Origin of the sequence: Hyphococcus lacteus, from assembly GCF_041058985.1 — a bacterium.
Taxonomy (GTDB): Bacteria; Pseudomonadota; Alphaproteobacteria; order Caulobacterales; family Parvularculaceae; genus Hyphococcus; species Hyphococcus lacteus.
This window is the reverse complement of record NZ_JBEHZE010000001.1, coordinates 245,296-258,398: the sequence shown is the minus strand read 5'-3', so window position 1 is coordinate 258,398 and position 13,103 is coordinate 245,296. Positions and strand designations below refer to the sequence as shown.

Here is a 13,103-nt window from a genome sequence, read left to right as displayed (position 1 = left end):
GCTATTGAGCGGCTTCTTCCTCAATCCATGCTTCGACATTTGCGCGTATGACGGAAATCGGGGCCATACCAACTTCGAGGACATGATCGTGGAAGGCGCGAATATCAAACCGGTCGCCAAGCCGTTCTTCGGCTTCGCGGCGCAGGGCAAAAATCTCTAGACCGCCTGTGTCATAGCCGGTCAACTGGCCCGGAATGACGGCCATGCGGTCAAGCAAAACCTCTGCGGTTTCTTCGTTAAAGTTTCCGGTTTCTATGAAATAGGCTGCGGTTTCTTCGTTGGTCCAACCATAGGCATGAAGGCCGGGGTCTCCGACCATGCCGCGTGCGGGCCATGCGCGTCGCGTAATCTCTCCGTAGACGTTGTGATAGATGCCCGCTTCTTCAGCAAGTGCTTCGGCATAGCGCGCCCAACCTTCGACAGCGGCCGAAGAACCCAGCAGTTTCATCGCGGGGTGCAGGTCACCTTTTTCAGTAAAGGTTGCTAATTGCAAATGGTGTCCCGGCCAACCTTCGTGAACGACCACCACCATCGCTTCGCCGCGCGTTTGCTCTGCCCAATCGTCTGTATTGATCCGATAGGTTGCAGGCCCTTTTTCCGCTTCGGTGGGTTCGTATCGAGACGATTGCCCGGTGCCTTTAAGATAATCCGGATACGGTTCAACCACCATTTCTTGTTCTGGAAGTGCGCTAAAGAAGGGTTCAGATTTTTCGCGGGTGTGGGCGACTTGATCGCGGGTAAAGCTGATCAACTCTTCCTCGGTTTCAAATCGGTTGCCCGGAGCGTCTTTGACTTGGGCCAAAATTTCTCCAAGATCGCGCGTGCCAAAGACCTCTTCACCGCGATCAAGAAGTCCTGCCATATTGGCCGCTACGGCCTTTTGGCCGTTCTCAAAGGTGGCTTTCGATCCAATGTTCGCGCCATGAAACAGACGCAGAAATGCCTCGTAGCAGGCGTCGCCATCGGGCAGGGCCGTCACCGCCAGCGCATCTCGCGCAGCGGGCATATAGGTGTCATTCAAAAACGCACGATAAGATGCAATCGCGGGGTTTAGTTTGTCGATGACCAATCGTTCAGCGGCTGAGCTAAATTCCGGTGCGTCTTCTGCGTTTTTGATAAAACCGATAAAGGGCGATTCGGCTGGGGGTGTCGCAAGTGCGATGTCGAGCTGTTTGATGACGCGTGCAACAACCCGTTTGGGTGCGGAATACCCTTGGGCTAATCCGGCCTCGAGATTGGCGCGGTCATGCGCCAGATATGCGGGCAGTTTTGCCCAGCGTTCCAGCGCATCGGTACGTTCTTCGGCGGTGGAAACCGGTTGCAGGGGAACGATCTGCCCCAGCGAGTTCTGCCAGCCACTCATATGATTGAGCGACCAAAGCGGCGTTTTACACACCCGCATCTGAATGCTTGCTTCGAGAGTTTCTTTCAGCGATTGATGCAAGACCCAATCATTGCGGTTTTCGATATTATCCGGATCAACCATATTAATCCGGGAAAGTAATTGATCTTCGGCAGCCTCGAAGCGGGCGGTGGCTTCCGGGCTGATATCCTCAAAAGCGGTGTTCGAAATGCCGTAATCCGCGGCAAGGCCCGTTGCGACCAGATACAGCGGATGAACATCGGCCATCGCATTGATATAATCATCAGCGATGACGGTCACATCCTCGGCGGTTTCAGTGGCTCGGAAGTCTTGATTCGCAGTTCCCTCGGATCGCGCCGTGTTGTTTTGGCTGTCACAGGCGACAAGCAAAAGTGTAGAACAGGCCAGCAACAAAATCGTTTTTTTCATGATATCCCCATTTTTTATGTTGTCTGTGGGGTATCACGGGCTGTTGGTCAGTGCCTATGGCGATGCGCTAAGGCGTGGCAAAAAGGGGGTAAGTTACCTAAAACAACAATGGTTTTGAGTGATTTTTCCTGGTCAAAATTAACTCTAAACACTTCAATTTGGGACAAAATCACTTATCTCTATGGCCGTGGGCGCAGCTGGTTGCGCCCACTTTGGTGAAGTAAGAGGAAGAAACGGGCCTTGGCACGAAACCCTTATATCGTTTTAGGACTATCCCCGAAGGCGACGGATGCAGAAATCCGTACGGCTTTTCGTCAGCTTGCCAAAAAATATCATCCGGATCGCAATCCCGATGACAAAAAAGCTGAAGACAAATTCAAAGAAATTTCTGCCGCGTTTGAGATTCTGGGCGATAGCGAGCGCCGGAAAAAATACGATCATGGCGAATTAGACGATGATGGCCGCGAACGCGCCAATCCGTTTGGGCAATGGTCGCAGCGCGGTGCCCAGGGCGGCGGTTATGGTGCGGGTCCCGGTGGGCCAGGCGGTGGTCCCGGTGCTGGGGCCAATTTTGAAGACTTTGGTGACATTTTTTCAGACCTGTTCGGCGCACGACAGCGCGCTTCGGCGCAGCAAGCGCGCGGACGCGATGTGCGCTACCGGCTCGACGTAGATTTTCTTGATGCGGTCAATGGTGCGAAAAAGCGCGTAACCATGCCCGATGGACGCAATCTTGATTTGTCGATTCCGGCGGGTTTCGAAGATGGTCAAACTTTGCGCCTAAAGGGACAAGGCGAACGTGGCCCCGGCGGTTCTGGCGATGTTTATGTGGAAGTAAAAGTTCGGCCACATTCGATGTTTGAACGCAAAGGCGATGACATTCACGTTGATGTACCGATCAGCATCAAGCAAGCCGTTTTGGGCGGCAAGGTAACGGCCCCAACAATCGCCGGAGATGTTTCGGTCAATGTACCGAAATATTCTAGCTCAGGCACTGTTCTACGTCTTCGGGGACGCGGCGTGCCCAAGGGTAAATCCGGCGGGGCTGGTGATCAGTATGTGAAGCTCAAGATTGTTCTCCCCGATGGGGGGGATGCCGAGCTCGAAGACTTTGTTAAAAAGTGGAAGAGCGAAAAGTCCCGCAAAGATTTCGCAGGTGCTTAAAGCTGGTCCGTGTTTGACCGCTGGCTGTTAAAATCGTACCGATAGCCCCTTTCTGACGACTTACAATTCGACGGCGAGCAAGAATAAAACTGATGACACTTTCTCCGCGCAAAAGAGAACGCCTAAGTGCCTTTTTGGGCGAGTTGCCCGTGGCCGCTGCGGTGAAGTTGTTTTCTGCGCTAGAGATTGATCGCGCTGTTGGGGGCAAGGGTATTCCCCATAATGCCGTTCTTGAGGATCTACGCCAACGGATAGCATCGCGAAGTGCGTCACTGCCCGCGCGACCACAAAATGCAAAACGGTCATTTTTTGAACCGTTCGAAGATTATTTTATCAGCATACGAACTGGTAAAAAGCGCAGGGCGCAAATTGCACGAACATCGTTAGAGCCAATTTGGCGTTTGATGATGACGGACCCGACATTGACAGAGGCGGCCATGGCCGCCGCCGCATTAGACGATGCTTATCGCGCGGGTGCAGAGGCGGATGGTTTATTAGCGTCGCTTTACTTGGCCGCTGAGGCGGGGCTTGGGCGCTTGTTCTCTCGGGCGCAAGCGAATTCCGAATTTGAGACGGAGCTAATATCAGAGCTTGGCGGTGAGGGCGCGTTTTTCGACCTTGAAGAACTGCGACATTTATTGCCCGCAATCGACATATTGAAGGACCTTCGTGCGGTCGTGCCATCGTCCTCGCCATCACTCAATGAAGAGCAGTTCTTTCATTTGCGAAAGTTATTTTTATCTGCTCACGAACAGTCCCCTTTTTTGGGTTCCTATGTTTTGTTGGCGCTAAAGGGGCGGCTGGAGGCCCCATGGCGTGCGCTTGGGGTTTATTACCATCTCGCCCGTAGCGCCGACGAGCAACTTCATGATGCGCGAGATGCGGTGATGGCGTTGCCTGAAAGTTTGTTCGAAGACATAGAGGAATTAGCACGCGCATTGGAGCGTGCATGCGCGTTGCCACTTGATGCACAGTCGGCTATGGCGCGAATTTCCTATTTTGCGGAATATGCTGATGGCCTTATGCGGCAGGCAACACGGACGGGCGACAATGTTTTTGTCAACCGGATTGAAGCTTGCCGGGATATCGCTAGCGAAGCCCATGCGCGATTTATGGAGTTGGCACTGGCCAACATGCGGGATGCATTGCCGGTGCGTCGAGCAGGTGGATCCAGTCGACTTGCGCCGCCACGACCTGATTTTGCGCGACCACTTGCGCCTGAAATTGTCAATGATGCGAAAAGTGCGGTGGAGTTGATCGTAGCGGCCCCGCTTGATGCCCGTCGGTTGGGCGATGATCCGGTCAATGCCCAATCTATTACTGACGGTGCCCATGATCAGGCTAAAACCTATGCCAATGATTTGGTCGCCGAAATTCGCGCGGCAGAAGGCAATGATCGTGCGGCGGCGCGGCGACTACTCGATCAAACTCTATCTGTGATTGGCCCCTTACTGAAAAGTGATGAAGCGGGCTTGATCCGTGACCGTGCGGCCGCTGCGGCTGTGACCGTTTAGGTCTATCTTTGCGTTTGCTGCGCATATGGGCGCAGGGGATGGTCATGGCACTGAGAAGCGCCGGACGACAGATTGAACCGCGAAAGGGCGCAGCTAATGACAGGCGAGACAAAAAAGACAGAGTTCAAAACCAAGACCGGTGAAACGCTTGCCGCAGCGCTTGAGCTTCCGGCGCAATCACCACGCGCCTTTGCGCTGTTTGCGCATTGTTTTTCTTGTACCAAAGACATCAAATCCGCACGCGAACTGGCCCGCGCTTTAAGGGCTGCGGGTTTTGCCGTGCTTCGTTTTGATTTCACTGGTCTTGGCTCGTCGGAGGGCGATTTTTCAAACACGAATTTCTCTTCGAATGTTGATGACCTTGTGAGCGCCGCTGATTATCTGCGTACAACATACTCGGCACCGAGTTTGATTATAGGTCATTCTTTGGGTGGCGCGGCGGCGCTCGTTGCGGCGGAGCGTATTCCTGAGGTTAAGGGCGTAGCGGTTATCGGTGCCCCAGCCGAGGCCGATCATGTAGCAATGCAAATTGGCGAAAGCCGTGCGGAAATTGAAGAAAAGGGCCACGCGACTGTAAAGCTTGCTGGGCGGCCTTTCACAATCAAAAAGCAATTCCTTGATGATATCGAAAACCAGAATGTACTTGAAAGCGCATCCCGCCTGAAAAAACCATTATTGATTATGCATGCGCCGCTTGATCAAACGGTAGGTATTGAAAACGCAACCAAGATTTTTGTGGCTGCGAAACATCCCAAAAGTTTTGTTAGTTTGGATACGGCCGATCACTTATTGTCGAGCCCGAAAGATGCGCATTATGCTGCCTCGGTGCTTGAAGCATGGGCGGGACGTTTCATTGATGGACCGGCGAAGGAGATCATTGCTGCTACGCCAGAACCAGCGCAATCGGCACCCGCATTTAACGGCGGGGCATTGGCCCAAAATATTTCGGGAGAGCCATTTGCGGTTGCGCTTTCGATTGATGGGTACCCGATGCTCATCGACGCTGGTAAAGAAGATGGCGGGCATGACCTCGGCCCGAACCCGACGCGAACGCTGGAGGCCGCATTGGCCGCTTGCGGTGTTATGACCATCAAAATGTATGCCCGTCGCAAGAAGTGGAACGTGGAAGACGTGGAAATTCGAATCCGTCGTGCGAAATCTGAAGACGCGCATGTGCCGCATTTGCTCGAAAAGGAGCTGCGGATCACCGGGGATCTCGACGAAACCCAGAGAGCACGGCTGCTTGAAATTGCCGACAAATGCCCGGTTCATCGGGTCTTAACCGAGGGGGTCACCGTAAACTCCCGAATCGTTTGATATTTTTAACAAATTTTAATGGGGCCAGACCGCTTTGATAACGTCCTTTCGTGATTACTTACCTTATGGTCACGATATTGGGGCGCTTTCAGAGTAGAGGGCAGAGAAGGAATATGAAGTTGACGTCACAGATTACAAAACGATCATCTAAGCGTCCGGTTGCGGTTCTCGCGGCGGGTGTTGCAGCAACCGCGTTAACAATAGCGGGTTTTGGATTTTCAACGGCTGATGCCCAAGCACCCCGCTTGATGGCACCGCCACTGGCCGCCGACGGTACGCTATCATTCGCGGATCTGGTTGAGCGCGTCAGCCCGGCCGTTGTGAGTGTTTTGGTCGAACGCGAAGTCGAACGACCGCGCCTTCCGCAAGGTCTGGATGGTCTGTTCAATTTCCGATTTGGCGACCCAGACACGGCCCCCCAAGAAGATTTTGACGATGGCGGCACTCAGAGCATGCAAGCCCAAGGCTCGGGGTTCTTTATTGATCGCGAAGGGCATGTGGTTACGAATAACCACGTTGTAGCCGATGCTGACAGCGTCAAAGTCCGGTTGGCTAACGGCGATGAGGTTGATGCTACCGTCGTTGGTACTGATCCGTTGACAGACCTTGCTGTTCTCAAGATCGAGCCGATCAAAGGACAGGCCTATGTTGAATTCGCAGATGATGTGAATCTGCGTGTTGGCGATTGGGTTGTTGCTGTGGGTAATCCGTTTGGTCTTGGCGGCACGGTCACGAGCGGGATCGTCTCTGCAATCGGTGGCCAGAACCGCGAAAACCAGTATCTCGATTTCCTCCAGATCGATGCACCGATCAATCGCGGTAACTCAGGTGGTCCGACATTTGATCTTAAGGGTCGGGTTGTCGGCGTTAACACCGCAATCTTTTCACCTAATGGGGGTAGCGTCGGTATCGGCTTTGCTATTCCCGCGCGTGTCGCCAAAGATATGGTTGCACAGCTTATCGAAAGCGGTTCTGTAACCCGTGGTTGGCTGGGTATTCAATTACAAGAAGTCACCAACGAAATTGCTGCTGCGATCGGCCTAAAAGACGACAAAGGCGTGTTGGTTGCTGATGTGATTGATGGCACACCAGCTCAAAAAGCTGGGCTTCGCGATGGCGATGTTATTCTTGGTATTGAAGGCGATACGGTCGATACGGCGAATGCGCTATCGCGGCGTGTGGCGTCATTCCCGCCCGGTAAAAAAATTGACGTAAAAGTTCATCGCGATGGTAAGGTCCGTAACCTGACCGTCACGCTAGGCGCGCGCGATGAAGACCAAGAAGTCGCGCAAGCCGAAGTGCCGTCAAACGACAATGATTCTCTGGCTGCTGATATTGGTTTGCGAGTATCTGAGCTAACAGACATGTTGCGCCAGCAATTCCGGGTGCCGGATGACGTGAACGGCGTTGTTGTAACGGCGGTTCGCCCGGGTAGCCCGGCCCAAGAAGCGGGCCTCCAGCCTGGCGTTGTTATTCTTCAGGTTGATGGTGAGGCTGTTGATTCCGGCAATGATCTTCGCAGCAAATTAGCCAATGCGAAAAAATCTAAAAAAGATGCCGTACTTTTACGCATGCAATTTGGATCAAACAGACAGTTCGGCGCGTTATCACTAGATAGCGAGTAGGAATTGTCTAATGGCGCTCCTCGTGCGCTCGCACCCCCATTAGGGGTTGCGGGTTGTCCTTGGGGCGCTGTTTTCTATCCATGTCGCCAGTTTTAATGTAAGGTGAACTTATGCGAATCCTTTTGGTTGAAGACGATGCAGAGGCAGCGGCGTATGTCGCAAAAGGCCTTCGGGAAGCGGGGCATGTGGTTGACCACGCGCTTGACGGTGAGGCCGGTCTGAATATGGCGAATTCGGGCGGTTATGATGCGTTTGTTATTGACCGTATGTTGCCAAAGATGGATGGGCTTTCTTTGTTGTCAAAGCGCCGCGACGATGGCGACGAAACGCCGGCATTGTTTCTCTCTGCTTTGGGTGAAGTTGATGATCGGGTTTCAGGTCTCAAGGCCGGGGGCGACGATTATCTTGTAAAGCCTTATGCTTTTTCCGAATTACTGGCGCGTATCGAAGCGCTTGGGCGTCGCCGTGCGCAACCAACTGGAGTCACGACACGGTTCCAAGTGGCTGATCTTGAGCTTGATGTTTTGACGCGGACGGTTCGTCGTGCGGAAACAAAAATTGACCTACAGCCACGTGAATTTCGTTTATTGGAATATTTAATGCGCCATGCCGGGCAAGTGGTTACACGGACAATGCTATTAGAAAATGTCTGGGAATATCATTTTGATCCGCAAACTAATGTTATTGACGTTCACATTTCGCGGCTTCGCGCTAAAATTGATAAAGACTTTGACAAACCATTGTTAAAGACGATTCGAGGCGCGGGTTACAGGCTCTCTGAAGAGCCATAGGAACGCAATGCTCCGTATACTGCGCACGACATCGTTCCGCTTCACGATCATCTATGTCGTGTTGTTTGCGGGGGCGATGGCGGCGCTGGGGGCATATCTCTACAGTGCGACCTTTGGCGAGGCCGCAAAGCAAACAGATACGGTGATCGACAGCGAAATTAGCGTCCTCGCCGATCTGTTCTCAACTAGCGGCTCAGGGATGTTAACCCGCGTGATTCGGCAGCGGGTCGCATGGTCAGATGACGCGATTTATATGCTTATCGGCGCGCCATCTGGTGCTGTTCTCGCGGGGAATTTGACCGCGCTACCACCCGAAGCTCTTACGGGTGAGGGTGATTTTTTCAACTTCAAATTTGAAAAACCATTGGTCGATGCTGCGGGGCGTGAGGTTGGTATTCAGCAACGCGAAGCCCGCGGCAAGATGATGCGGTTCCGCGCTGCTCCGGATGCAGAACAATCATACCTTGTTGTTGTCGCGCGCGATGTGGCAGGGCGGGAATTTCTACGCAGTCGTTCCCAAAGCGTGGTGACGCGCGCCGCACTAGTCACAATCGCTTTCGGTGTGGTCATCGGGCTTATGTTTTCGCGGTCATTTTTGCGCCGTGTGGAGGTGGTCAATAAAACCACACGGGCCATTCGCGGTGGTGATCTTTCTCAACGGATTCCGACCACTGGGTCGGGTGATGAGCTTGATGATCTGGGTAAGAACCTGAATTCAATGCTCGATCAAATCGAGCGCTTAATGGCCGGTATGCGCGATGTCAGTGACAACATTGCCCATGATTTGCGCTCGCCATTAACGCGAATTCGCAACCGGTTAAACAGTGCGCTCGAAGGCTCCGACGATGATAAAGACATCGCATTGCGCGCGACCATTGATGATTCCGATAAGGTATTGGCGACGTTTAATGCGCTGTTGTCTATCGCCCGAATTCGTTCGGGCGAGGGGGCTGGCGTGATGGAGCCTATTGATATTGTAGCGATCGCCGAGGAAATGGCGGAGCTTTACGAACCTGCGGCGCAGGATTCCGGGTTTGAGTTTACGTTCATTACCGCGCCAACACCGGCGATAAAAGGCTCGCGCGAGCTTGTCTCTCAGGCGATTGCAAACTTCCTCGATAATGCATTGAAATATGCCGAGGGCGGATCACACATAGAATTGCGGGTTGAGCCTTCAAAAGCGGGTGGCGCAATTTTGTCGGTTTCGGATGATGGCCCTGGTATCAAAGAAGAGGATAGAAACCGCGTGTTTGAGCGGTTTGTGCGGCTTGAACAAAGCCGGACAACACCGGGCAGCGGGCTGGGGCTATCATTGGTGTCAGCGATTGCTCGGGCCCATGGGGCGACGTTGGAGCTAACCGACGGACTGCCGCAAAAGAATGGCGATTCGTTTGGCCTACGGATAGTTATGATTTTCGGACCACCGGAGTAAGTGAGCGGCGCTCCTGCTGCGAACGAATCAGAAAAGTGATTCGATTGGCCATAAATGCCAGTTTGTAACAGGCATTGAGTGCCTTTGTCCTTGCGTGATGGGGAAAATCAGTTCTCACTTTGGGGGATAAACCTATCTGCAATCGCGGCCTTTTCAGAATGTTTCCGGCCGCATTTTCGTGAGGGAAATAATATGAGCAAGGCAGAATTTATTGCGAATGTTGCGCAAGCAGGCGACATGAGCAACGCAGAAGCGAAGCGCGTCGTGGAGTTGGTTTTTGGCGAAATCGAAAATGGTCTAAAGCGCGCTAAAAAAGACGGAAAATATACCATTGGCACTTTTGGCACCTTTACAGTTTCCAAACGCGCAGCCCGCAAGGGGCGCAATCCGCGCACAGGCGAAGAAATTAAAATCAAAGCGTCAAAAAGCTTGCGGTTCCGCCCGTCATCTTCATTGAAAGATGCGGCTGGCTGTTAGCCGATCGAACCAAAACATTAGTCTACGCGAAACCGCTGGTGGAATTTGTTCATCAGCGGTTTTTTTGCTGGATTTTTTAACCCGGCCAATGTCAACTTAGGTTGCATGAAAGACCAACAAAGTCTCACTGATCGCATTCAGTGCGCGCCTGCGGTTTATGATCCGGATGCAGCGCAGCGCTTTCGCGACGAATGCGCCGATGCACTCGCCGAATTGCCGGGCAGTGCGAATGAGTTCTTAAATGCCGTAGCGAGTGCCTCACCGTATTTACGCCGCTTGTTGGTGCGCCGAAAAAGCAAGCTTGTGGAGTTCCTTTCGTCACCTCCAGAAGACTGTCTTGCCGCAGCAATAAGAAATGCACTCACCTCAGCAAATGAGGGTGGCGCCCATACGCAAATGAAAGCACTGCGAGAGGCGAAAGCGGATGCTGCGCTTGTCATCGCACTTGCAGATATTGGTGGCGTTTGGGATGTCATGACCGCGACTGGTGCGTTATCGCGATTTGCCGATGCTGCGGTGCAGGGTGCGTTACAAGGCGCTATCAATCGGTCTAAACTCGAAAGTACGGACGGCATTGTCATCCTTGCCATGGGCAAGCACGGTGCATTTGAGCTGAATTACTCTAGCGATATTGACCTTGTTGTTTTGTTTGATCCAGAACGTATGGATGCGGATCGTTTTGATGCGCAAAAATATGCGGTTAGTATCGCACGCGAGCTTGTCAATCAAATGCAAATGCAGACTGCCGATGGGTACGTATTTCGGACTGATCTGCGTTTGCGACCGGACCCCGGAGCGACAGCTCCGGCAGTTTCTGTTCGGTCCGCTGAGGCGTATTATGAATCATATGGTCAAAACTGGGAACGTATGGCCTTTATCAAGGCGCGGCCATGTGCGGGTGACGTTGCTCTGGGTGAAGAGTTTTTGAAAACCTTGCGTCCATTTATTTGGCGAAAATATTTTGACTATGCCACCATTGAGGATGTGCATGCGGTCAAAAGACAAATGCATTCTGCAAAGGGTGGTCGTGATGTTGCGTTTGAAGGGCATGACGTAAAGCTTGGGCGCGGCGGTATTCGTGAAATCGAATTTTATGCGCAAACACAACAGTTGATCTTAGGCGGCAAAAACCCAGCATTACGTCATCGCGCGACGCTTGATGCGCTTAAGGCGCTGGCTGAAGTCAATGCGATCGACGAAGAGTCGCGTGATATTATGACGGCGTCTTATCTCTATTTGCGGCATGTGGAACACAGGCTTCAGATGATCAATGATGAGCAGACTCATCGCTTGCCGGCGTCACAGAACGATATTGCGCGACTCTCGGTTTTTTCTGGTGCAGATGATTCAGCGTCATTTCGACACAAAATGATGGATACATTGCACGCAGTTGAAAAGTGTTATGATGCGTTGTTCGAAGATGACGAAGACCCACAAAAACGTCTGGGCCCAATGGTGTTTACCGGGGTCGATGCGCATCCGGCGACGCTTGATACGCTGGAAGGGCTAGGATTTAAGCGCGCGGCGGATGTGAGCGCTGCTATCCGGCGTTGGCACACCGGGGCAATGCGCGCGACCAAGACAGAACGGGCAAGAACGCTCTTGACCAAGCTGGTGCCGCCATTGTTGGAGTCGCTAGCAAAAGCCAGTGACCCTGACGAGGCCTTTTTTGCGTTTGAGGGTTTTCTCGAACGTCTACCGGCCGGTGTTCAGATTTTCTCTCTCTTCTTAAATAATCTTGATGTTTTTGACGCACTTATTCGCATCATGACAATATCGCCATATCTCGGACGAGAGTTTTCGAAGCGTGTGAATTTGATCGAGCGACTATTAGACAATCGTTGGTCTGCGCCGCCGCCATTACCATCTACATATGCGGAAGCATGTGCCGCTACGGTTGCCAATGCGCCCGATTACGAGGCTGCGTTGAACGCGGCGCGACGTTGGGTCGGTGAGCAAAAGTTTCAGGTCACAGCACAACTTGGTGTGGGGTTAATTGCGCCTAGCGATGCTTCGGCGCATTTTACGAAAATTGCGGATGCCGCGATTAATTCGTTGCTCGCAGCGGCAATGGAGGAAATGAAATTACAACACGGCAACATTGATGGTGCGTTTGTTGTAATAGGGTTAGGTCGGTTGGGTGCAGGTGAGATGACTGCTACATCAGACATTGATCTTATGTTTGTTTATGATGCCCAAAATGAAGCAATGTCTGACGGTAAGCGCTCGTTAGGTGTCGTCGAATATTTCAGTCGGTTCGTGCGCCGCGCTGTAACGGCCCTCTCGGCGGCAACGGAAGAGGGCGCGCTCTATGAGGTCGATATGCAGTTGCGTCCATCGGGTAAGGCGGGGCCTGCTGCGGTGCGTTTTTCTGCGTTCCATAATTATTACATGGATGAGGCTTGGACATGGGAAGTAATGTCACTTGTGAAGGCACGGGTGATTGGTCCTGCGGGCGCATTGGCAGACAAAGTTGAAGCTGAGATCAATTCTATCTTGGCGCGTGTTAGAGATGTGGAAACATTGGGAATTGATATTGCCAATATGCGGATGCGTCTTGATGCAGCAAAACCCGGAATGAGCGCTTGGGATGTTAAAAATGTAGTTGGCGGGCTAACGGATATTGCATTCATTTGCCAATATTTGACACTGCGCTATGCCCATGAGGTTGGCCGACCGCCACGACCAGTGAGGCTATCGTTGAAGTGGTTTGAAGAGAAAGAAAAACTGACAAAATCCGACGCGATGATTCTGATTGATGCGCATTCAATGTTCGAAGCGGTTTTACAGGCAAGCCGCGCAGCAACGGGCGGTGTCTTTGCGCCTGAACGCGCAGGTGAAGCGCTACGAAGTCGAATGGCATCTGTATGCGGAGAAGAAGAAATAGAAAAAGCGGAAACAGTATTGAAAGACCATCAGGATCAAGTGGCGCAACTTTTTACCAAAAAAATTGGTGAACGGAATGCGCGTGTTTAGAATGAAGCCAACGAC

The 13,103-nt window shown here is 52.4% G+C and carries 9 protein-coding genes; 8 read left to right on the top strand and 1 reads right to left on the bottom strand.

Annotation, left to right across the window (positions count from 1 at the left end; genetic code table 11):
- Position 1 precedes the first annotated feature (1 nt).
- On the bottom strand, positions 2–1,792 hold the full coding sequence (locus ABFZ84_RS01150) for a DUF885 domain-containing protein (protein WP_369311929.1): 1,791 nt from the start codon (positions 1,790–1,792) through the stop codon (positions 2–4).
- Between the two features lie 240 nt (positions 1,793–2,032).
- Between ABFZ84_RS01150 and ABFZ84_RS01145 the strand changes: the two genes are divergently transcribed.
- The 8 genes from ABFZ84_RS01145 to ABFZ84_RS01110 all read left to right on the top strand — a co-directional run bounded on the left by ABFZ84_RS01145 (position 2,033) and on the right by ABFZ84_RS01110 (position 13,088).
- Positions 2,033–2,956: a DnaJ C-terminal domain-containing protein gene (locus ABFZ84_RS01145; protein ID WP_369311927.1), complete on the top strand. Its 924-nt coding sequence runs from the start codon at positions 2,033–2,035 to the stop codon at positions 2,954–2,956.
- Between the two features lie 92 nt (positions 2,957–3,048).
- Complete coding sequence (locus tag ABFZ84_RS01140) at positions 3,049–4,470, top strand: hypothetical protein (protein ID WP_369311925.1); 1,422 nt, start codon at positions 3,049–3,051, stop codon at positions 4,468–4,470.
- Between the two features lie 96 nt (positions 4,471–4,566).
- A complete protein-coding gene (locus ABFZ84_RS01135; RefSeq protein ID WP_369311923.1) occupies positions 4,567–5,787 on the top strand; it encodes a bifunctional alpha/beta hydrolase/OsmC family protein in 1,221 nt (406 codons plus the stop codon).
- Positions 5,788–5,900: 113 nt separating this feature from the next.
- Positions 5,901–7,412 (top strand): Do family serine endopeptidase, encoded by a 1,512-nt coding sequence (locus ABFZ84_RS01130; RefSeq protein WP_369311921.1) that lies wholly within the window; start codon positions 5,901–5,903, stop codon positions 7,410–7,412.
- Positions 7,413–7,522: 110 nt separating this feature from the next.
- Positions 7,523–8,203, top strand: a complete 681-nt coding sequence (locus tag ABFZ84_RS01125) for a response regulator transcription factor (protein ID WP_369311919.1) — start codon at positions 7,523–7,525, stop codon at positions 8,201–8,203.
- A 7-nt stretch (positions 8,204–8,210) separates the two neighbouring features.
- A complete protein-coding gene (locus ABFZ84_RS01120) occupies positions 8,211–9,635 on the top strand; it encodes a sensor histidine kinase (RefSeq protein WP_369311917.1) in 1,425 nt (474 codons plus the stop codon).
- Positions 9,636–9,827: 192 nt separating this feature from the next.
- Positions 9,828–10,112 (top strand): HU family DNA-binding protein, encoded by a 285-nt coding sequence (locus tag ABFZ84_RS01115; protein ID WP_369311915.1) that lies wholly within the window; start codon positions 9,828–9,830, stop codon positions 10,110–10,112.
- A gap of 105 nt (positions 10,113–10,217) precedes the next feature.
- Complete coding sequence (locus tag ABFZ84_RS01110) at positions 10,218–13,088, top strand: bifunctional [glutamine synthetase] adenylyltransferase/[glutamine synthetase]-adenylyl-L-tyrosine phosphorylase (RefSeq protein WP_369311913.1); 2,871 nt, start codon at positions 10,218–10,220, stop codon at positions 13,086–13,088.
- The last annotated feature ends 15 nt before the right edge of the window (positions 13,089–13,103 follow it).

What these genes read in the sequence shown, in the direction of transcription:
- ABFZ84_RS01120 (WP_369311917.1), top strand. Translation starts at nt 8,211, where the DNA reads ATGCTCCGTATACTGCGCACGACATCGTTCCGCTTCACGATCATCTAT.
- ABFZ84_RS01135 (WP_369311923.1), top strand. Translation starts at nt 4,567, where the DNA reads ATGACAGGCGAGACAAAAAAGACAGAGTTCAAAACCAAGACCGGTGAA.
- ABFZ84_RS01110 (WP_369311913.1), top strand. Translation starts at nt 10,218, where the DNA reads ATGAAAGACCAACAAAGTCTCACTGATCGCATTCAGTGCGCGCCTGCG.
- ABFZ84_RS01115 (WP_369311915.1), top strand. Translation starts at nt 9,828, where the DNA reads ATGAGCAAGGCAGAATTTATTGCGAATGTTGCGCAAGCAGGCGACATG.
- ABFZ84_RS01125 (WP_369311919.1), top strand. Translation starts at nt 7,523, where the DNA reads ATGCGAATCCTTTTGGTTGAAGACGATGCAGAGGCAGCGGCGTATGTC.
- ABFZ84_RS01130 (WP_369311921.1), top strand. Translation starts at nt 5,901, where the DNA reads ATGAAGTTGACGTCACAGATTACAAAACGATCATCTAAGCGTCCGGTT.
- ABFZ84_RS01150 (WP_369311929.1), bottom strand. Translation starts at nt 1,792, where the DNA reads ATGAAAAAAACGATTTTGTTGCTGGCCTGTTCTACACTTTTGCTTGTC.
- ABFZ84_RS01140 (WP_369311925.1), top strand. Translation starts at nt 3,049, where the DNA reads ATGACACTTTCTCCGCGCAAAAGAGAACGCCTAAGTGCCTTTTTGGGC.